The organism is Streptomyces sp. NPDC058195 (genome assembly GCF_042883525.1).
GTDB lineage: Bacteria > Actinomycetota > Actinomycetes > Streptomycetales > Streptomycetaceae > Streptomyces.
Map to the genome: position 1 here is coordinate 1 of NZ_JBHVVM010000020.1, position 20,454 is coordinate 20,454.

Genomic DNA, 20,454 nt, shown 5'->3' on the forward strand with positions numbered 1-20,454 from the left:
GGTCGCACGCGTGCGCGGCCGACGGCGGGAGCCGCCGGGATGTCTCACTCCTTGACGCCGATGCCTCCGAACGCGTCGACGTCCGCGGGCACTTGCGCGCTGTCGGCGTCGGGCTGCCACTCGCTGAGCCGGACGAAGCCCGGGTCGAGGATCCGCAGCCCGTCGAAGAGGGTGGCGATCTCCGCGGGCTCGCGGACGTAGTACGGCACCGCACCGCTCTCGATGTACGCCTTCTCCGCGGCGATCATGCCCTCGCTGGTGCGGGTTCCGTCGTACACCACCAGGTAACTGCCGGACGGCAGCCCGTCCATCAGCCGGCCGACCACCTCGCGGGCCTTGTCGAAGCTGTCCGCGTGGCCGAGGATGCCGAGCAGCATCAGAGCTACCGGACGGTCGAAGTCGAGGGTCGCGGCCGCCCCGGCGAGGATGGTGTCCGGGTCGTAGAAGTCGGCGTCGATGTAGTCGGTGACGCCCTCGGGGGAGCTGGTCAGCAGCGCCCGCGCGTGCGTCAGCACCAGCGGGTCGTTGTCCACGTACACGATGCGCGCCTCGGGCGCGAGGTCCTGGGCCACCTGGTGGGTGTTGTCCGCGGTGGGCAGACCCGTGCCGATGTCCAGGAACTGCCGTACGCCGTGGTCGCGCACCAGGTGGCGGACCGAGCGGCCCAGGAACTGACGCCCGGCCACCGCCACATCGACCAGGCCGGGGAAGAAGGCCTTGATCTGGTCACCGATCTCCCGGTCGACCTCGTAGTTGTCCTTGCCGCCGACGAAGTAGTTCCAGAAGCGGGCGGAATGAGGCCGGGTGGTGTCGATCCGGTCGGACACCCGCTGGGCGGACGGGGTGACGGGCGACTGCTGCTCGCTCATGAGGCCTCCGGGCACGAAAGTGATCAAAATCTGGCCCTAACCTACCTGGACGTCACGCGAGTTAACGGGCCGGATCCCATGAAGCGCGGCGGCACCACGGTCCCCGCCCGGCAGGAGATCGTCACCGCACGCGCCGAGGACGTACGGGCGGCGCACGAGGAACTGACGGAGGCGCACCGGCCCAAGGAGCGGCGGCGGGCCCACGGACCGTACGGCCCGGCGGGTCCGTTCACCGCGCGCCCTGCCGTTCCGGCTGCGGCCAGACCGTCGGCACCAGATGTCTACCCATGGGTAACTCCCTTTGCTTGGATGGGGACGCGCCACCATCCGCCCCCTCTTCCGCATCAGGAGACCCCGTGCCGAACCCCGCGATCCGCCGCCTCTCCGGCGCCGTTCTGGCCGGAGCGCTCGCCGCGGCGGGCCTGTCCGCCACCGCGCCGCAGGCCGCGGCGGCCGACACCCCGTCGCTGCGCGTCCTCACGTACAACACGTTCCTCATGAGCAAGAACCTGTACCCGAACTGGGGCCAGGACCACCGCGCGGCGCAGATCCCGAAGACGACGTTCTTCCAGGGCAACGACGTCGTCGTCCTCCAGGAGGCGTTCGACAACTCCGCCTCGGACGCGCTGCTGCGCGCCGCCTCGGACCGCTACCCCTACCAGACCCCGGTGGTGGGCCGGAGCAAGAGCGGCTGGGACGCGACCGGCGGGGCGTACTCCGCGCTCACCCCGGAGGACGGCGGGGTCACGGTGCTGAGCAAGTGGCCGGTCGTGCGCAAGGAGCAGTTCATCTACAAGGACGCCTGCGGCAGCGACAGCTGGTCGAACAAGGGGTTCGCCTACGCCGAGCTGGACGTGCGGGGCGTCCGGGTCCACGTCGTGGGCACGCACACCCAGTCGACCGACTCCGGGTGCAAGGCGGGTGAGGCGGCTGCCAAGCGCGCCCTGCAGTTCCGTCAGATCGACGCCTTCCTCGACGCCAAGGACATTCCGGCCTCCGAACAGGTCATCGTGGCGGGCGACTTCAACGTCGACTCGCGCTCCTCGGAGTACGCGTCGATGCTCGGCAACGGCGGACTGTCCGCTCCCGACGCCCGCACCGGACACCCGTACTCCTTCGACACCCGGGACAACTCGATCGCCGCCGACCGCTACCCCGACGACCCGCGCGAGGACCTCGACCACGTGCTGCACCGTGCCGGGCACGCGCGTCCAGCCGGCTGGACGAACGACGTGGTCAAGGAGGAGAGCGCGCCCTGGACCGTGAGCAGCTGGGGCACGAGCTACACGTACACCAACCTCTCCGACCACTATCCGCTGGTGGCCTCGGCCCGGTAGCCCACCGGGCTCCGGGCGGCCGGTGCGCGGTCCTCTACGATCGTTCGGGTGTGCGCACATGTCATAGTCGCCGAGGACGACGCGAAGCAGGCCGAACTCGTCCGCCGCTACCTCGAACACGAGGGTCATACGGTCACGGCCGTCGGCGACGGGCTCTCCGCCCTCGCCGAGGTCCGGCACCGGGAGCCCGATCTGCTGGTACTCGACGTGATGATGCCGCGGGCCGACGGCCTCGACGTCGTACGGGTCCTGCGGGCCGAGCAGCGCGAGCTGCCGGTGCTGATGCTGACGGCCCGCAGCACCGAGGACGATCTGCTGCTGGGGCTCGACCTCGGCGCGGACGACTACATGACCAAGCCGTACAGCCCCCGTGAGCTGATGGCCCGGGTACGGACCCTGCTGCGGCGCAGCCGCCGGGGCGGGCCGGGCACCGGCCCCGCCGCGGACCCGGCGCTGCGGGTCGGTGCGCTGCTCGTCGACCCGGAGCGGCACGAGGTCCGGGTCGAGGGCCGGGCGGTGGACTGCACGCCGGGCGAGTTCCGGATCCTGGTCGCCATGGCGACCGAACCCGACCGGGTCTTCACCCGGCAGCGGCTCCTGGAGGAGCTGCACGGCTTCGACCGGTACGTCAGTTTCCGCACGGTCGACGTCCACATCATGAACCTGCGCAAGAAGATCGAGCCCGCGCCGCGCCGCCCGGTGCGGCTGCTGACCGTCTTCGGCGTCGGCTACAAGCTGACGGACCCGGCCGGGAGCGCCCCGCGTGCGTCGTGAGGAACGGCGGCGGGTCCGGCTGTCGCTGCGCGGGAGCCTGTTCGGGCGGCTGCTGACGGTGTCCGCGCTGGTGGCCGCGTGCTCGGTGGCGGCCACCGCCTGGATCGCCGTACAGACCACCTCCGGCGCCATCAAACAGGAACAGGGCCAGAATCTGACGGCGGACGCCCGGATCTACGACACCCTGCTCGGCTACGCGGCGGCCCACCCCACCTGGGACGGCGTCGACGGCACGGTACGCGAGCTGGCCCGGCAGTCCGGTCGGCGGATCGCGCTCACCACGCAGCGGCGCGCCCCGCTCGCCGATTCCGCCGCCCGCCCCTCGTCGCCCGAGCTGCCGCCGCAGGCGTCGGCGATCGTCGATCCGCTGTCGGTGGACACCGCGCTGTCCCGGACGGCCGAGGGGACGGGCGGCGCCGCCGGGCGGGTCGACCCGCGGGCGGTCGGCCCGTTCCTCCTGCCCGTCGCCGAGCGCACGGCCCTGCGGCGCACCGCCGAGCGGTACGCGGCCTGCCTGAGCCGGATCGGGATCGCGGCGGACGTGGTCCACGGCCCGAGCGGACGCCCCCGGGTGCAACTGGTCGGCAAGGACCCGGACCGGGTGCCGGACGACCGGTGCGCGTCCACGGAACTGGACGCCCCGACCCCGGCCGAACGCACGGCGCTGAACGCGCTCGACGCTCTCGCCAACGCCTGCCTCAAACGCCAGAAACGCGCAGGCATCCACCTCAGCCCGGATCTGTCCTGGGACGACGGCACCCGCGCGAGGCCGGCCGGCGTCAGCATGGCCTCCCGGCAGCCTCCCGCCCCCGTGCCGAGCGTGCGCACCGGAGAGGACGACCGGGCCACCGCCTCCTGCGTGGACACCGCGCGGCGCGAGCAGCTCAGCTCCTATGTCGCCTCGCCCGCGCTGCTGTTCATCAGCACCGAGGACGGCACGACCGTTCCGGGTTTCGACCTCTCCCCCACGAACACCGCGAAGATCGCGGGCGCTGCGGCGCTCGTCCTGGCGCTCACCGTCGGCGCCACCGTCCTCGCCGGGTCACGGCTGGTACGGCCGCTGCGCGCCCTGACCGGCGCGGCGCAGCGGATGCGGGACGGGGCCGACTCCGCGCCCGTACTGGTCAGCGACGACAACGAGATCGGGCGGCTCGCCGCCGCGTTCAACGACATGGCCGACCACCGGGCGCGCCTGGAGGCGCAGCGCAAGGACATGGTCAGCGATGTCGCCCACGAGCTGCGGACCCCGCTGAGCAACATCCGCGGCTGGCTGGAGGCGGCACAGGACGGCCTGGCGGAGCCGGACCCGGCGTTCATCGCCTCGCTGCACACGGAGGCCGTGCAGTTGCAGCACATCATCGACGACCTCCAGGACCTCGCCGCGGCGGACGCGGGTGCGCTGCGGCTGCACCCCGAGCCGGTACGGGTCGAGGACGTACTGGCCCAGGTCGCCGCGGCGCACCAGGGGCGGGCCGAGACGGCGGGGGTCGCGCTCACGGCCGAGGCCGCGGCCTGCGGTGTGCTGTGGGCCGATCCGGTGCGGCTGCGCCAGGCGATCGGCAACCTGGTCTCCAACGCGGTACGCCACACCCCGCCGGGCGGGCGGGTGACGCTGCGCGCCCACCGCGCGCCGGTGCCGCCGGACGGGGACGACCTGGCCGGGGAGGTCGTGATCGAGGTCGCCGACACCGGCAGCGGGATCCCGGCCGAGCATCTGCCGTACGTCTTCGACCGCTTCTGGCGCGCCGAGAAGTCGCGCAGCCGCCGCACCGGGGGCAGCGGGCTGGGGCTGGCGATCGTACGGAAGCTCGTGGAGGGGCACGGCGGTTCGGCGGGGGTGACCAGTACCGAGGGGAAGGGCTCGGTGTTCACCCTCCGGCTGCCCGCCGCCGGAGCCGGTGCGGACGCGGCCGACGGGGATGACCGCCGGGGCGCCGGCCGGGCCTGATGCCCCGACCACACGGATCTGACAGCTTCCTCACAACTTCACGCCAGCCTGTCGGCATGCCTCGCGCCCGCTACCGAACGGTTCCGGACAGCACCGAGGCCGACCTGGAATGGAGTCATCCCATGCCCCACCGTCTCCTGCGCACCACTGTCCTCGCCGCCGTCGCGGCGGGCGCGGTACTCATCCCCTCCGCCGCGGCCTTCGCCGACACCACGCCCAAGCCCGCCGCCCCGTCGGTGCAGCGGTCCGCCGCTGCGGCGGACCGGGCCAAGGCGTCCGCCGGAACCACCTCCGAGGTGACCGGACGCCCGGCGGTCGTCCCGCGGGGCGGGGTCGCCGCGGGCGAGAGCCCGACCCCGGTCCCGGCCAGGACCGCGGCCGGGGCGGGCACCACCCCGCGCGGCGGTGTCAACGCCGGTGAGCGCCCGGCCGGGGCCTCCGGCGACCACACCACCGCACTCGCCGGACCGGCCGCCGGCGCGCTGCTGCTCGCCGGGGCGGGCACCTTCGTCCTGCGTCGCCGCTCGGCGGCCCAGAACAACGGCTGACCTGCCGAAATCCCCATGTGGCGCCGCCCGTTCCCGGGCGGCGCCACCCTCGATTCCCCGCCCAGACCTGGAGCTCCCATGCCCCGTACCCCCTCCTCGCTCCGGCGTGCCGCGCTGCCGCTGTCCGCCTGCCTGCTCCTCGCCGGCTGCTCCGCCGCCGGGGACGACGCGTCCGGAACCTCACCCCGCAGCGGTACGAGCGCCGCCCCCGGCGCCGGGCGGGAGGCGGGTACGGCGGAGAGCCGGACGCCCGCGGGCTCCCGGTCCCCGGCGGCCGTCCCCGTCCGCGTCGCCGTCCCGTCGCTCGGGATCGACAGCGAGCTGATGCGTCTCGGCCTCAACGAGGACGGCACCGTCGAGGTCCCTCCCGCCGAGAAGGGCATGACCGCGGGCTGGTACACCGGCGGCGCCACGCCCGGCGAGCCCGGTGCGGCGGTCATCATCGGGCACAACGACACCCGCTTCGGGAAGGCCGTCTTCCACGACCTGAGGAAGATCGCCAAGGGCGCCGACATCGCGGTGCGCAACGACCGTGGCGCGGAACTCCACTTCAAGGTCACCGGCACCGAGACCGTCAGCAAGAAGGCGTTCCCGACCCGGAAGGTCTACGGCGCCACCAGCGCCCGCACTCTGCGCCTGATCACGTGCGACGGAGCCTTCGACGCCCAGGGCCACCCGGTGGACAACCTCATCGTGTACGCGAACCGGAGCTGAGCGGTCCCCGCGCCGCCCGGACCGGGACCGCGCCGTGATCCGCGGTCCCGCCGGGCACACCATCCAGCCAATTCTTGACGCGCACCTGACATTCATCGGCATTTCTGGGACCGTCCCTGGCACACGCTCGTCCGCTCCCCGCCGCGCACGCGGACGAGGCACCGCTCGCCCCCACACACACAAGGACGCGGCACGAAGGAGTGACATGAGGCTCACACCGAAAATCTCCTGCGTCACCGCTCTGGCCGTCGCAGTCATCGTCGGCGCCTCGACGGCGGCGAGCGCGCTGGGCCCCACGGCCTCTCAGGTCGACGGCAGCATCACGGCCGCGGGCAGCACCTGCACCTGGGCCGGGGCCACCGCCAGCGCGGCCCCGCCCGCGGCCCTGACCATCGACCGCACCACCGTCAACAGCGGCGTGAGCTGCGGCGGCGGTGCGAGCGCCACCCTCAACAACAACCCGGCGGTCACGTTCAACGACGCGGCGGGCCTCGCGACGTCCGACCTGATCGACATCACCGTCAAGCAGAGCATCATCTCGTGCAGCTACCGTGCCACGAACGTCGGCTGGACCCGCGACGGTTCCACCCGCTCCTACAAGAACCAGACCTTCACGGCCTCCAAGAGCTCCGGCAGCTTCCTCTGCCCGGGGTCGATCACCGCCGAGCCCGGCTCCGCCTCCCTGACCTTCCACTGATCCCCGCGCCGCCACGGCACCGGCCGGGCGCCGCCTTCGAGGAACCTCCGCCTGAGGGCGGTGCCCGGCCGGCCGGGCACCGCCCTCAGGCCCCTCGCAGCGCCAGGGCCGCCAGAGCCTCGGGGGCACCCCTCGGGCCGCGGATGCCCGGAAAGGCGTTGACGTCGACGACGACGGGCCCGCCCTCGCGGTCCAGCAGGTCGACGCCGTAGACGTCCAGGCCGAAGAGTTCGCCCACGCGCAGGGCGGTCGCGGTCCAGGCGGCGGGCAGGTCACGCACCAGCGGGGTACGGTGCGCGACCCGGGGCGGGGCGTCCACCGGCGTGGGCCGCACCGCGGTGAACACCTCCCCCGCGATCACCCACAGCTTGTGGTCCCAGCCGCTGTTCGGGACGAAGTCCTGCAGGACGACCGGCTCGTCGGGCCAGGCACCGGCCAGTTCCCGCAGCCCGTCGGGGCTGTCGGCGCGGGCCACCAGGTCGGCGCGGCGGCTGTGGCGGCTCTTGACCATGACCGGATAGCCGTGCTCCGGCCGCTGCGCGCCGGAGAGGACGTCGGCGAGGGCCGCCAGGGTCCGGGTGCGGGGCACCGGCAGGGCCGCGGCCTCGGCCACCTCGGCGAGCCGTGCCCGGTCCTGGCACAGCGCGGTCGCGGCGGCGGAGTTCACCACCCGGGCGCCGTGCGCTTCGAGGCGGCGGGCCAGGGCCAGCGCCGCCGGGGTGTGCGCCTTGAGGAGGTAGACCTCGGCGAGACCGTCCGGCGCGATCAGGTCCCAGGGGTCCACGGGCCCGGCGTCCGGGTCGAGGAAGGTCACCCGGTGTCCCGACCGGTCCAGCAGCGCGGCCGTCGCGGCGAGCAGCGGGTGGTCCGGCTTGTCGGTCAGCAGGCACACCCTCATAGCTGGACGGCTCCCGGCGCGGCCACCGGCCGGGGGTGGGAGTAGGGCCGCCCGAGGGAGAACTGCGGCGCGGCGGGCACGTGCGCCGCCGGAGCCCGTACGCCACGCCCGGCACCGCCCCCGGCCCTGGCCAGGTCGAGCACGGCACCGGCCACCCGGGACACCGCGTCGGGCACCTGGCGGAAGCTCGGGAAGTCGTTGATGTCGACGATCACCGGACCGTCGGGGCCGAGCACCACGTCGATGCCGTACAGATCGAGGCCGAAGACCGCTCCCACCTCGGCCGCCATCGCGGACACCTCGGCGGACAACGGGACCGGGCCTTCGTCGGCCGGTCCGTCCGGGTGGATCGGGGACCGCCGCAGGGTCGCGTGGAATTCGCCCGCGAGGCAGTAGACCTTCAGGTCCGTGCCCGGGTTGGGGACGTAGGGCTGGGCGATCAGCTGGCCCCCGCCCGGCTGCTCCGCCTCCGCCAGACCCGCCGGGTCCGTCACCAGCCGCACCCCGCGCCCCGAGCTGCCGTCGGCAGGCTTGACCACCAGGGGGAACAGTTCCCCGGGGACGTCCGCGAACATCGAGGCCCGCGGCGCCGAATAGGTCAGCGGAACCGGCAGCCCGTGCTGGCGCGCGATGATCGAGGTGAGGACCTTGTCACGCACCGCGCGTATCGACCGCGCGTCGTTCACCGTGGTCAGGCCCACGGCCGCGGCGGCTTCCAGCAGGGTGAGCCCGGGGCCGCCGGACACGGTCTTGAGCACCCAGGCGTCGTGCGTCCCCGCCCGGACCTCCTCCGAGACCCGCAGCAGTGAGCCGCCTGGCCGCACCACGTCCACCTGATGACCCCACGACGACAGTCGCCGGACCACGTCGAGCGGCATGCCGTCACACCGGTACAGCTCCTCGACGAGGAAGCAGAGCTTCATCCCAACACCCCTCGAAGCCCTCACGGTGATGAGGGCACAACGATGCTCCGCGGTGCCTTGCGGGCACCACCAAAAGGGCAACGCTACGTCACCCTCATGCCAACGCCGCTCCGCACGGTCCGACCTGACGGTACGTTGCCCGCTTTCCCGGGGCCCCGCGACGGCCGCCGCAGACCGTCCGTCCCGGGAGCGAGCCGGAGACCAGACCGGGAAGTGCGGCGGACACCCCGGTCCCGGCTCCTGGGTCCTGGCTCCCGGAACCCGGCTCCCGACACCTGGCACTGGCACTGGCACTGGCACTGGCACTGGCACTGGCACTGGCTCACTGTGCCCGCAGCCGGTCGTGCAGGGCGCGGGCCACATGCGCCATCACGGCCTCCGCCGTCGGCTGGACCGCCGCGGGCACGGTGGATTCCGTCAGGGCCGCGACGGCGTACCGGGAGCCGTCGTCGTGTTCGACCACCCCGATCTCGTGGCGCAGATTGAGCAGGGTGCCGGTCTTGGGCGACCAACGTGAGGCGTCCGAGCTGAAGTCGGGGGCGAGCCGGTGCCGGATGACGTTCAGGCCCATGAGGGCGCGCACCGGTGCGGCGACCGCGTCGGGGACACGGGTGGGAACCCACAGGGCCTGGAGGAGGTCGACGCAGGCCCGGGCGGTCCCGGAGTTCGCACGGCTGACGTCCAGCTGGGGGACCGGGTGCCCGCGTCCGGCGGTACGCGAACCGATCGCCAGCGCCTGGGCGAGGTGGACCTCGCGTGGCTCGAACCGCTCCACCGGGGTCCGGGTGAGCTCGTCCATCGCGTGGCGCACGGTGATGCCGGTGATCCCGGACCGCGCCAGGACGCGGTTGACCTCGGCGGGCGGGACCAGGCCGAACAGAACGTCTGCCGCGCTGCTGTCGCTCATCGCGGTGGCGAGGTAGAGCAGGTCCTCGACCGCGATCCGGGCCGGGTGCCGGAACCTGCTCAGCCCGACCGGACCTGGTGTCGTGACACACCCGGGAGGCACGTCGGTCATGGCCGCCGCGTCGATCCGCCCGCTCTGGATGTGATCCGACACGGCCAGGGCGAGCGGTATTTTGGCCAGCGACGCGATCGGCAGCTCGATGTCCGGGGCGATGCCGAGCTCGTCGCCGGTGTCCAGGTCCCGGACGAGGTAGGAGCCGGACAGTCCCGCGTCCTTGAGCATGGCCTGGAGCTCCCGGACGGCCTGGTGGACGGTCATGGCCGCACCCGGCCTTCGGAGGGCACACCCAGACAGCGCGCGATCTGCGCCCCAAGCCCGTCACGCACGCCCCGTACGTCGACGCCGCCGCCGGCGCGCAGCTGGTAGCCGCGGGCGACGGGATCGCCCGCCAGCGCACGCCAGGACAGTCCCCACTCGTCGGCCTGCGCGGACGAGCACAGCAGCAGGGCGTCGGCCCGGAGGGTCTCGGACACGGCCGCGGTGAGCGAGGGCGCGAGCGCGATCTGCGCGGGCAGCAGGGCCGCACGGTGGCCAAGCTGCTCCAGGTGATCGCGGATGTGGGGCAGGCCGTCCTCCGGCTGGATCCATATCCGCCGGAACGTGCGCCGTGCCCGCCGGGGCCGCAGCGCCTCGATGCTCAGGGGCCACCGGTCGGTGCCGGACGATGCGGCCACACCCAGGGGGACGGCCCAGGTGGCCTCGCGCGGCGGGACGGCGACGAGGGCCAGGCGCACCTCATGGGCGTTGAGCATGTCCAAACGCGCGGCGGGGCCCGCAGGCCGGAAGCCGAGGACCATGCCCAGATCGCGGGCGGCCGCGTCGAGTACGGCCAGCGGCCGGACCGGGCAGATCTCGGGAACCGCGAAGGGCAGCGGCCTGAGCCTGGCCTGCTCGGCATCGCACTCCAGCGCGTCCGCGAGCTCGACCAGGCGCTTCGCTGACGGGAGCAGGTCCCGCCCGAACGGGGTCAGCGCGGCCCGGCGGCCGGACCGGTCGAACAGAAGACCGCCCAGGTGCTTCTCGAGCGCGGCGACCCGCCGGCTCGCGACAGGCTGCGGCACCCCGGACGCCGCAGCGCCCAGGGTGAAGCTCCCCCGCTCGCCCACCTGCACGAACACCCGGCACGCCCCCACCAAGTCCACCACCGCATCGTATGCGGAGAACGCATGGAAGAGGTCAATTCCGTCTTTGCGCACATGGATTGGCTGACGGCAGGCTGTCGGCCATGCTCTTCGCGAAGCCCCGCACCGCCCGGCTCGCCGCCCCGCTCCTCGCGGCCGCGCTGCTGACCGGATGTGCAGGAACGCCCCCGGCGCCCAGGCCCGAACCCTCCTCCACCACCACCTCCGCAGTCCCTGCCGCTGACTCCTTCCACCGGCTTGAGCAGCGCTTCGACGCCCGCCTCGGCGTGTACGTGCTGGACACCGGCAGCGGCCGGGAGGTCACCTACCGCGCGGGCGAGCGGTTCGCGTTCGCCTCCACCATCAAGGCCCTGACCGCCGGGGCCCTGTTGCGCCGCGTCTCCGACGCTGGCCTGGACAAGGTGGTGACCTACCGTCAGCGGGACGTGCTGGCGTGGGCGCCGGTCGCCTCGAAGCACGTGGCCACCGGAATGAAGGTGCGCGACCTGCTGGCCGCATCCCTGGACTACAGCGACAACACCGCGGCCAACCTCGTCACAGCCGAGCTCGGCGGCCCCGAGGCCGTGCAGCAGGCCCTGCGCGGCCTCGGCGACGCGACCACCGACGTCAGCCGCACCGAGCCGGCCCTCAACGAGACGGCCCCGGGCGACCGCCGGGACACGAGCACACCCCGCGCTCTCGCCGACGATCTGCGCCAGTACGTCCTCGGCGACGTCCTCCCCGCCGACCGGCGGCAGTTGCTCACCGGCTGGATGCTCGCCAACACCACCGGCGGCCCGTACGTCCGGGCTGGCGTCCCCGCCGGCTGGAAGGTCGGCGACAGGACCGGCAACGCCGACCACGGCACCCGCAACGACATCGCCGTCGCCTGGCCCGGCGGCGGCCGAAAGCCGGTGGTCATCGTCGTCCTGTCCGACCGCGACCGGCGGAACGCCCCCTCGGACGACGCCCTGATCGCCCAGGCCACGAGGGCCGCGCTGAACGCGCTCGGCTGATCACACACAAGAGGAGAACCGCAATGGCACCTTCGCCCCGGCACGACACGTCCGGTCCTCTCTCCAGGCGCCGCTTCGGACAGCTCGCCGCCCTCGCCCTGGCCGTCGGCGCGGGCCCGCTCGCCCTCCCCGGACCGGCCGCCGCACAGAGCACCGGTGCGCAGACCTTCTACGACCACGCCCGCGAGCTGGCCGGGGACGACCCCGTCCCGTGCGCACTGGTGACGGCGCTGACCCCCGGCATGACCTTTCCCCTCCCGCCCGCATCCGCGCCGGTGAGGCTCTTCGACAACATCACCATGCTGAGCGCTGGCTGGGTCTCCGCGATGGCCGTCCTGACCGACGACGGCATCGTGCTGATCGACGCGCTCACCTCACCGGAGGAGGCCGAGAGCATCCTCGTCCCCGGGCTGCGCGCCCTGGGTGCCGACCCGGCGACGATCAAGTACATCGTGCTCACCCACGGCCACTACGACCACGTCGGGGGCGCGCAGCTGCTCGCCGACCGCTACGGGTCACGGGTGCTGATGTCCCCGGCCGACTGGGACCTCCTCGCCCGCACCCGCCCCGACAACGCTCCCGCCCGGGACCTGGACATCATGGACGGGCAGCACCTCACGCTCGGCGGCACCACCATCCGGCTGCACTACACCCCGGGCCACACCCCGGGCACCGTCTCGCCGGTCATCCCGGTACGCGCGGGCCAACGACGCCACACCGCCATGATGTGGGGCGGCATGCTCCCGCCCACCACGCTCCCGGAGCTGCGCACCTACCTCGCTTCCGCCCGGTCCTTCCGGGCTTTGGCCGTGCGGGCGGGGGCGGACGTGGAACTGTCCAACCACCCCAACGACTACGGTCTCGAACGCGCCGAACAGCTTCGCGACCAGCCGGACGGACCGAATCCCTTCGTGCTCGGCCGACCGAGGACCGAGCGGTTCATGGCGGTGATGGAGGCCATGCTGAGCGGCCGGATCGCCGACGCCGAAGCCACCGGAGTCCGGGACTGACCACGCCCGCAGGTGGCGGGAGCACAACGGGCTCCGGCCCCGCACCCGTTCAGGAGCGCGGACAGGTGACCGGGCGGGCCGGGCGGGCCGCCCGGCGGCCGGGAAGGAGCTGGCGCGATGGCGGAGCGGTCGGTCTCGCGGGCCGGGTGAACAGGCCGCAGGCCCCGGCCGACCGGATCGTCCGGCACCTGGCTGGCCGGTCCAGGGCCCTGGAGACGGCCTTTCGGCCAGGACCTGCCGCGGTGTCGGCAACGCCCCGTCACCGGCACGCGGACGCCGTGCGGGGAACCGTGGCCGGGCCCGATCCGTCTGTCGCGGATGTGAACAAAGCGATAACTGAGTTGTCCGAAGAACACCGGCAGTGGCTGCGTGACCTCTCCGGGATAGCCAGCGGCTACCCCTCTCTGTCGGTCGATCCGCTGTCCGAACTCGGGGCACTGGCCGAAGAAGCCGCCGGGACACCGGCACGGCTCGGTACCCCGCAGGGCCTCAGGGAGCGGACCGCGTACACCCTCCTGCTGTACGCGACCAGCGACTACGTCACGGGCTGTCTCGGCGCGCTCTCCGTGTTCAGGTCGTACATCCGGGCCCTGGACGGCATCCGGGCCACGCTCGACCCGACGGCCTGTGCCTGTCCGGACGGCGCTCACCCCGGCAGCGTCGACGGAGAGGCCGGGACGGAGGCCGGGGTTCACCTCATGACCGAGACGGGCAGGGCCGCGTTCGCCCGTCACCTCACTCCGCAGACGCTTGCCGCGTACGACTGCGAGGTATTCCTCGGCGCGCTCGCCGACCGCGCGGTCGGCGCCCTGCGGGAGGCGTTCGACCAGACCTTCGGTGACGTCGACGTCTCCTGCCTCGACGCGAAGTTCGGCCGGGGCGACGGCCGCGTGGACATCGTCGCGCTGCAGAAGGCACTCGGCCGGGAATGGGAGGACAACGCGGCGCCGGTGGCCTTGTGGTCGGCCCGTCGCTGGCTGGCCGGAGACGTCCGGGAGAAGGAGCGGACCGGCCTGCTGCTCAGTCTGTGGATGGGCAGCGACCGCACGGACGGTGGGCTGCCACCCGCCTACGCGCGATACGCCCGCGCCGCCCTGGCCAGCATCGGCACGGACGCCACCTGTGAGCATCCGCGGCACCCCTGGACCGCGGTCGGCGGCAACTGGATCGCCCAGGAGCGGGCGGTCATGCACCTGTACATGCCCGGCGGCCACCCCCAGAACCCCGTTCCTGACGAGCTCTCCGACCGCGCGTTGTGGGACTGCCCGGCCCAGCACGCCGAGTTGGCCCGGACCGCGCTGGCACGACTCGGCGGTCCCGGGAACAGCGAGGACACATAGACACGGCCCGGCCGGGCCACCGTCTCCATCCCACGGCCCCCGTCCCCGGACCCCGGCTGGCCGCTCCTTGCCGCAGACCAGTGCGGCGAACCGCACGCGGGCGGTGGACGCCGGACCGCCGGCCGCCCCGCGCCAGTGGTCGCGGAGCCCGGCGCGCAGGGCCCGGCGGCACGGTCGCGGAGCCGTTCCACGGCCCGCAGCCGGGCCGGGCCAGCCGCCGCGTGGGTCAGGCCCGGGGCGGGGGGAGGCGCCGCGGGGGAGCCGACGGGCAGCCACAGAACCAACGGCACGCGTCGGCCCATGGCTTCAGCACCGCACCAGCGCGCGGCGCCACCCCGCCCGACGGCACATACACCCCGGCCTGGCAGGGATCAGACATCGGATCGTGTCCCGAACACCCGAATGCTCCCGCCCACGCGCACCTGGCCGCCGTCACCCCGCACGCCGGGCACCGAAGTTCCACGGCCCCACGTGCGGGCTCCTACGGCCGGGCGCCTGGGCTTCCTGGAACGTGCGCGAACCCCACCGCGCGCCGGAAGCGGGAACGGCTCCGGCCAACGCGGGCATCCGCCGTGGCTTGAGGTCTAAGGGCTGGCCCGTCATCCCTGGCGGGCGTGCGACGACAGCCACGGCACCTCGCCGCGTTGTCGGAACGCCCGGATACATCCAGCATTCGGACGTCCCTCCGCCGTGCGACGCACCGCGTCTGACGCCGCACGGCGATCCACCAGAGATGACGGGCCAGCCCTTATTCTCACGGGAGTTGACATTCCCCAGCTTCGGGAGGACGACCCATGGCCGTGCACGTGACCGTGTGGGACGACCGCGACCGGCCCGCAGGAGACCGGACCCCGACGGCTCCGGTGGCCCCCGTGCCCCCGGAGGCCGCCGCCCCCGCCCTCTTCATCCACAACATCTTCACCTGGGGCAGCGACCCCACGTACGGGTTTGCCGGGCAGCGGCCCCTCGCGGACAGCCGACGGCTCCTTCTGATGGACCGCCGGGGATACGGCGACAGCCCGGACACCTCGCGCAGCGACTTCGACGTCGATGCCGAGGACATCGTGGGGATGCTCGGCGACGGGGCCTTCGCTGGAAGCCCCGGCGGCGCCCACCTCGTGGGACACGGGAACGGCGCCGTCGCCGCGCTCATCGCCGCCGCGCGCCGGCCCGGCCTCGTCCGCTCCCTCGCCCTCATCCAGCCCTCCGCCTTCACCGCCGCCGCACACCATCCCGTCGTCGCCAGCCTCCTCGACCGGGTGCGCGACGGCGCCGTGGGCGTCCCGGACGGTGTCACGCCAGAGCAGTACCTGCGCGCGTCCACGGAGGGGCTGGGGATGGCCATGCCCGAGGCCACGCCGCGTCGGCTCCGTGCCGTTGCCACCTCCATGAGGGAGCGGCCCGTCTGGGAGGCGGACATCCCGCTGGAGGCGATCCGGGGTGCCGCCCTGCCGACTCTGGTGATCTGCGGAACCTGGGAGCGCGCGCCGGTCGCGTACCGCGAGCACGTGGGGCTCCCCCTCATGACCGTGGCCGAGTCCCTCACGGACTCCCTCGCGGGCCGCCTCCTGCGGGTGCCCGGGTACTACCCGCACACCCAGGAGCCCGCCGTCGTCAACGCCGCCCTGCGGGAGTTCTGGGGCTGACCCGGCCCCGCGCCGACTGCCGGTCCCGCGTGGCCCCCCAACGGCCGCCTCCCCTTCACCGACGTCCACCCGGCTGGCCACGACGGGACGATGACGCTGGGGATCGATGCCGCGGTCGCCGGACCGTACGACCTGCTGCCGCGCCTTGAGGTGGTCGTTGCATGAACAGGGCGTTCCGCTCACGGTGCGGAGCGGCCGGTCTGCCCGTACGCGCAACAACGAGAGGCGGGTCAGCAGGGACCTGGGTGGTTCGGGAAACGGGATCGCACAGAGGGCGGGTCGACCGCAGTGGTGGCTACGCAGGGTGCGCGCGGCTGGCTGGAGCTTTTGCGGCGTCGAGCGCATCCTCTGGGCGATGGCCCTTCCCGAGCAAGGCGCCTAGGAGAACAGCACCGAGCGTAAGGAGGGCGGCAGCGACGATGAGCGCGAGTGAGAAGCCTCCTGTTGCGGTCGCGGCGTCGCTTCGGCGCGAAGCCAGAGCGACAAGCACCGCCACCCCCACGGCCCCGCCGACCTGTTGGACGGAGCTCAGGACGGCCGAGCCGAGTCCGGCGTTCTCCTCGGTGGTGCCCGTGAGTGCGGCGACGGTCAGGGCGGGCAGGCTCAGTCCGCATCCGAGGCTCGTGACGAGCATGCCGGGCAGCACTCCGGAGGCATAGCCGTCGCTCGGTGCCACGCCGGACAGCAGGAGCAGTCCAGCCGCGCTGATCAGGAAGGACATGACGAGGGCCGAGCGCATCCCGAGCCGGAGCACCGCCCGGGAGGAAAGCCACATGCCCACAAGGATCCCGGCACCATAGGGCAGGTAGGCGACACCGGCCGCGAGCGGGTGGTAGCCCAGCACGGTCTGCAGGTGCACCATCAGCAGGAAGGCCATCGCGTACATGGCCGCGGAGAACAACAGTGTCGCCCCGTTCGCGACGGCGCGGATCCTGAAGGACAGAAACGACAACGGCACCAACGGCTCGGCGCTCCGCGCCTCGGCCGCGACGAAGGCAACGGTCAGGATCACGGCCAGTGCCAGGGGCCCTGCAACAGCAGGGTCGCCCCAGTCCGATGCCCCGGTCCGGAGCAGCCCGTAGACCAGGGACACCACGGCACCAGTGCCGAGGACCGCACCCGATGTGCCGAGGCGCCCGGCGCGCCCGGCGCGGCTCTCGGGGACCAGGCGCGGGAGCAGCACAACGGCTGCGACAGCCACCGGCAGGTTGATCAGGAAGATCCAGCGCCAGGACGCGAGGCCGGTCAGCGCGCCGGAGATGACCAGGCCCATCGTGCCGCCCAGCGCTGCGATGCCGCCCCAGATGCCAAACGCCCTGGCGCGCTCCTGGGTACCGGGGAACAGCAGCGTGATCAGTGCCAGCGCCGCCGGGCTGGCCATGGCCGCGCCCGTCCCCTGGACGAACCGTCCGGTCACGAGCTGCCAGGGTTCCTGCGCGAGCCCGCAGACCAGGCTCGCCGCACCGAACAGCGCCACACCGGACAGGAAGACGCGCCTGCGGCCCAGCAGGTCGGTCATACGTCCGAACAGCAGCAACAGCCCGCCGAAGGCGAGGAAGTACGCGTTGACGACCCAGGCCAGGCCCGCGGTGCTGAAGCCGAGATCCTGCCGCATGCTGGGGAGCGCCACGCTCACCACGTTGTCGTCCAGGACGAGCATGAACTGTACGAAGCACAGCACTACCAGGGCTGGCCCTCGGCGCCCAAGTGCGTGGGCAGTGGCTGTGGTGGGGACCGGCGTCATTCCGGGCGTCCTGTCCTCGTGAACGGTCCCTGCGCACTGCGGTAGCGCCCAAGGCGCGGTGGGTGATTGATCGGCATGCGCATGACGCTATGCACAGGCCGCGCTGACCGCGATGCGCTACCAGGCCGTGTTGTATCGCGTTGAGGACATAGGCTGTTGGTCATGACCAAGGCCGTTGTGGGAGCCGTCCCGCCCGGGGTGGGCGCAATCGTCGTCGGGAGCTTTCCGCTGGCGTACGGGCAGTGGTTCATCCCGCACAGCCACCCACAGCACCAGTTGGTCTGGGCGCGGCGCGGTGTGCTCGGCGTCGCGGTCGATGACGCCTACTGGGTCCTGCCACCCACGCGGGCGCTGTGGTTGCCCGCGGGGGTGGTCCACCGGACCGGCGCGACCCGCGAGGCGGTGCTGTGCAGCCTCTACTTCGAACCAGACAGATGCGCCCTGGGCTGGGCGGACCCCACGCCAATCGGCGTCGACGGACTGCTGGCCCACCTCATCGCCCACCTCAGCCGCAAGGACCTCCACGATGCCCCGCGGCTACGGGCCGAGGCGGTCTTCCTGGATCTGCTGCGCCCCTTGCCGTCCACCCCCATCGACGTCCCGCACCCCACCGACGACCGCGTGCGCGCTGTAGCCGACGCGCTGCTCGACAACCCCGCGGACTCACGGAGCCTTGAGGCCCACGCCCGGGCCATCGGGGTAAGCCGACGTACCCTGACCCGGCTGTTCGTCCATGACACCGGCATGCACTTCGACCGCTGGCGCACCCATGTACGACTGCGTGCCGCGCTTCCACTGCTCGCCGAGGGCCAGCCCGTTTCCCGGGTCGCACACACCGTGGGATACGCGACACCGAGCGCCTTCCTCGCGGCGTTCCGTCGAACTGTCGGCACGTCCCCGGGCCGCTACCTCAACGGCGACGCTCCGTTCGACGCATCCGCCACGAGCGCCGCCGATCCTCCGGAAAGGCTGCGTCCGGACGGGATGGCCGGAACGTGAGCCGAGGGCGATTCCTCAGCCTTCCGGCCTTCGGGCGACGCCGATGACACACGGCGAGCCGGGCGTTGCGCGGCCGTCGACGAGGAAGTCGAGGTGCCGTGCCCGCTCACTCGTGAATCCGGCGTCCATGACGGCCCGTTCGCTGTCCCGGTCAGCCCTTGAACGATGTTGATCCCGCGTTGTTTCCGCGCGAACCGGGGGTCGGCGGAGCGGATGTGCTCGTAGAAGTACAGCTGGCCGCCGGGCCGCAGTACGCGAGCGGCCTCGGCCAGTGCCCCTTCGACATCGGCGATGCCGCACAGGACAAGCGTGACGGCCACGCCGTCGACGGAGCCGTCCGCCACGGGCGGATTCTCCGCCCGGCCCCCGCGGACCTCTACGGGAACGGATGAGTCGGCCGCCGCCCGCGTGGCGAGTGCCCGCAGTCGTGGCTCAGGCTCGTCATCGGCCGTCGCACCAGCGACCACAGGTACCGCTGCCAGACCGGCCGGGCTGAAGGCTCCCTGCCGGTTTCGGGGCAGGAATGCCGCCGGGTTCACCCCTCCGGTCCCAGTCCGCCACCCGGCGCCGGGGCTCAACGGCGCGCTCTCGGACCGGCGCCGACGCGGCCGGACGGTCTCAGCGCCGGTCGGGTACGGGCACGACAGCGGAGGGGCGCGACGTGAGGAGCAGGTCCTCGTAGGTGTGGTGGCGGCGGGTGGTGGTGCGGTGGTGCAGCAGGGCGGCCGCGCGCGCCTGGTCGCCCGCGTCGACGAGAGCACGGGCGAGGGTGTCCTGGATGATCTCGCGCTCCACCCGCACCCCGCCGATCCGCTCCGTTTTCTCACCCAGGCCGCTGAGCAGGTCCACCGCCGCACGGGGGTGGCCTGCGGTGATCTCCGCCAGCGCCCGAACCACGGGGGCCAGGACCTCGGCGTAGTCGGGGCGGGCGTCGGCGGCGGCCCGCCGGGCCAGGACGTGCAGGTCGTCGGTGCTGGCCTCCACGGCCAGGGCCAGGGCCAGGTTGAAGGTGTGGAAGATCTCCGCCATCCCGCCCGGCTCGGCGAGCAGTTCCCTGATCCGGTCCGGATCGCCGCGGCCTGCCGGGGACTCTCCGGCCAGGAGCAGGCGCCAGTTCGTCGCGGCCCGCATGCCGACATCCGTACGCGCCAGTGCCTCGTCCGCCCGGCGGCGCGCGTCCGGGAAGTCTCCGCAGGCGATGGACTGCAGCGCGGCATGCCAGTTCAGATGCCGTGCCTGCACCGCCCCCGGATCGGCCCGCAGCCACGCGTCCAGGAAGTCGGCGCAGGCACGGCCACCCCCGAGTTCGTGTTCGGCGTGCGCCAGGGCGTGCACGGCCACGCCCGAGCGGGGATACCAGGTCAGCGCCCGCTCGGCCATTCCGTGCGCCTCGCGCACCCGGCCCTGCTCCGCCCTGGCCGACGCCAGCCAGCTCGTCCACGGCCAGCTCTCCGGGCCTGCCGCCTCCGCCTGCCGCTCCATCAGGGCATCGCCCTGCGCGCGGTAGGCGGCGTCCCCGCAGGCGGAGAACGCGCCCAGCATCAGACCGGCCAGCTCGTCGGCGGGCCAGCGTTCGAAGTGGCCCAGCAGGTGATCGGCCGTCAGCCGGTACTGCCGGTGCGCGTGGAGGAACACCCCGTACACCAGACTCGCCTCCCGCTCACCGGCGGACAGCGCGTCCCGGTGCGCGAGCCCCAGCTGCTCCTTCAGGACGGCGTCGTCCCAGCGGTCGCCGGTCGCCAGAGCCAGCAGCGCCCGCGCCACACCGCAGCCCGGCTCCTCCCCGACCCACTGCCGCAGCAGGGGCAGCGCCCGCCCGCTCAGGGACAGCAGCGCCTCCACCGCCCGCTCCTCCACCGGTACGCGGGCCACCGCTCCGCTCACCGCCATCCGACCGGCCACC

General features: G+C 73.2%; 19 protein-coding genes. 11 read left to right on the forward strand and 8 right to left on the reverse strand.

Annotated features, from left to right (window positions below):
• Positions 1 to 44: 44 nt before the first annotated feature.
• On the reverse strand, positions 45 to 869 hold the full coding sequence (locus tag ACFVWY_RS23655) for an SAM-dependent methyltransferase (RefSeq protein ID WP_389875768.1): 825 nt from the start codon (positions 867 to 869) through the stop codon (positions 45 to 47).
• 356 nt (positions 870 to 1,225) lie between these two features.
• Between ACFVWY_RS23655 and sph the strand changes: the two genes are divergently transcribed.
• From sph to ACFVWY_RS23685, 6 genes are all read left to right on the forward strand, one after another.
• The gene (gene sph, locus ACFVWY_RS23660) at positions 1,226 to 2,206 is read left to right on the forward strand and encodes a sphingomyelin phosphodiesterase (protein WP_389875770.1); all 981 of its coding nucleotides are present in this window, start codon (positions 1,226 to 1,228) and stop codon (positions 2,204 to 2,206) included.
• A gap of 48 nt (positions 2,207 to 2,254) precedes the next feature.
• Complete coding sequence (locus ACFVWY_RS23665; protein ID WP_389875772.1) at positions 2,255 to 2,980, forward strand: response regulator transcription factor; 726 nt, start codon at positions 2,255 to 2,257, stop codon at positions 2,978 to 2,980.
• Positions 2,970 to 4,928 (forward strand): ATP-binding protein, encoded by a 1,959-nt coding sequence (locus ACFVWY_RS23670; protein WP_389875775.1) that lies wholly within the window; start codon positions 2,970 to 2,972, stop codon positions 4,926 to 4,928. The genes ACFVWY_RS23665 and ACFVWY_RS23670 overlap by 11 nt, the downstream gene beginning before the upstream one ends.
• Before the next feature lie 122 nt (positions 4,929 to 5,050).
• Positions 5,051 to 5,476: a hypothetical protein gene (locus ACFVWY_RS23675; protein WP_389875777.1), complete on the forward strand. Its 426-nt coding sequence runs from the start codon at positions 5,051 to 5,053 to the stop codon at positions 5,474 to 5,476.
• A 78-nt stretch (positions 5,477 to 5,554) separates the two neighbouring features.
• Entirely contained in the window at positions 5,555 to 6,190 is a 636-nt protein-coding gene (locus tag ACFVWY_RS23680) for a class F sortase (protein ID WP_389875779.1), read from the forward strand.
• 205 nt (positions 6,191 to 6,395) lie between these two features.
• On the forward strand, positions 6,396 to 6,887 hold the full coding sequence (locus ACFVWY_RS23685) for a hypothetical protein (protein ID WP_389875781.1): 492 nt from the start codon (positions 6,396 to 6,398) through the stop codon (positions 6,885 to 6,887).
• Between the two features lie 85 nt (positions 6,888 to 6,972).
• On the opposite strand, the gene ACFVWY_RS23690 is transcribed toward ACFVWY_RS23685, so the two are convergent.
• From ACFVWY_RS23690 to ACFVWY_RS23705, 4 genes are all read right to left on the reverse strand, one after another.
• The gene (locus tag ACFVWY_RS23690) at positions 6,973 to 7,785 is read right to left on the reverse strand and encodes a RimK family alpha-L-glutamate ligase (RefSeq protein ID WP_389875784.1); all 813 of its coding nucleotides are present in this window, start codon (positions 7,783 to 7,785) and stop codon (positions 6,973 to 6,975) included.
• Entirely contained in the window at positions 7,782 to 8,708 is a 927-nt protein-coding gene (locus ACFVWY_RS23695; RefSeq protein ID WP_389875787.1) for a RimK family alpha-L-glutamate ligase, read from the reverse strand. The genes ACFVWY_RS23690 and ACFVWY_RS23695 overlap by 4 nt, the downstream gene beginning before the upstream one ends.
• A 322-nt stretch (positions 8,709 to 9,030) precedes the next feature.
• Entirely contained in the window at positions 9,031 to 9,933 is a 903-nt protein-coding gene (locus tag ACFVWY_RS23700; protein ID WP_389875790.1) for a serine hydrolase, read from the reverse strand.
• On the reverse strand, positions 9,930 to 10,817 hold the full coding sequence (locus ACFVWY_RS23705) for a LysR family transcriptional regulator (RefSeq protein WP_389875793.1): 888 nt from the start codon (positions 10,815 to 10,817) through the stop codon (positions 9,930 to 9,932). The genes ACFVWY_RS23700 and ACFVWY_RS23705 overlap by 4 nt, the downstream gene beginning before the upstream one ends.
• A gap of 83 nt (positions 10,818 to 10,900) precedes the next feature.
• Between ACFVWY_RS23705 and bla the strand changes: the two genes are divergently transcribed.
• The 4 genes from bla to ACFVWY_RS23725 all read left to right on the forward strand — a co-directional run bounded on the left by bla (position 10,901) and on the right by ACFVWY_RS23725 (position 15,808).
• Positions 10,901 to 11,812, forward strand: coding sequence for a class A beta-lactamase (gene bla / locus ACFVWY_RS23710; protein WP_389875796.1), 912 nt, complete (start codon positions 10,901 to 10,903; stop codon positions 11,810 to 11,812).
• A gap of 23 nt (positions 11,813 to 11,835) precedes the next feature.
• Positions 11,836 to 12,822, forward strand: coding sequence for an MBL fold metallo-hydrolase (locus tag ACFVWY_RS23715; RefSeq protein ID WP_389875799.1), 987 nt, complete (start codon positions 11,836 to 11,838; stop codon positions 12,820 to 12,822).
• A gap of 341 nt (positions 12,823 to 13,163) precedes the next feature.
• On the forward strand, positions 13,164 to 14,162 hold the full coding sequence (locus ACFVWY_RS23720) for a hypothetical protein (protein WP_389875802.1): 999 nt from the start codon (positions 13,164 to 13,166) through the stop codon (positions 14,160 to 14,162).
• A 794-nt stretch (positions 14,163 to 14,956) separates the two neighbouring features.
• On the forward strand, positions 14,957 to 15,808 hold the full coding sequence (locus ACFVWY_RS23725; protein WP_389875805.1) for an alpha/beta fold hydrolase: 852 nt from the start codon (positions 14,957 to 14,959) through the stop codon (positions 15,806 to 15,808).
• Positions 15,809 to 16,103: 295 nt separating this feature from the next.
• Here ACFVWY_RS23725 and ACFVWY_RS23730 read toward each other — a convergent pair whose 3' ends face one another.
• Positions 16,104 to 17,552 (reverse strand): MFS transporter, encoded by a 1,449-nt coding sequence (locus ACFVWY_RS23730; protein ID WP_389875808.1) that lies wholly within the window; start codon positions 17,550 to 17,552, stop codon positions 16,104 to 16,106.
• 162 nt (positions 17,553 to 17,714) lie between these two features.
• Between ACFVWY_RS23730 and ACFVWY_RS23735 the strand changes: the two genes are divergently transcribed.
• Positions 17,715 to 18,551: an AraC family transcriptional regulator gene (locus tag ACFVWY_RS23735; protein ID WP_389875811.1), complete on the forward strand. Its 837-nt coding sequence runs from the start codon at positions 17,715 to 17,717 to the stop codon at positions 18,549 to 18,551.
• Here ACFVWY_RS23735 and ACFVWY_RS23740 read toward each other — a convergent pair.
• A complete protein-coding gene (locus tag ACFVWY_RS23740; protein ID WP_389875814.1) occupies positions 18,458 to 19,090 on the reverse strand; it encodes a class I SAM-dependent methyltransferase in 633 nt (210 codons plus the stop codon). The genes ACFVWY_RS23735 and ACFVWY_RS23740 overlap by 94 nt on opposite strands.
• A 79-nt stretch (positions 19,091 to 19,169) precedes the next feature.
• Positions 19,170 to 20,441, reverse strand: coding sequence for a hypothetical protein (locus tag ACFVWY_RS23745; protein ID WP_389875817.1), 1,272 nt, complete (start codon positions 20,439 to 20,441; stop codon positions 19,170 to 19,172).
• Between the last annotated feature and the right edge of the window lie 13 nt (positions 20,442 to 20,454).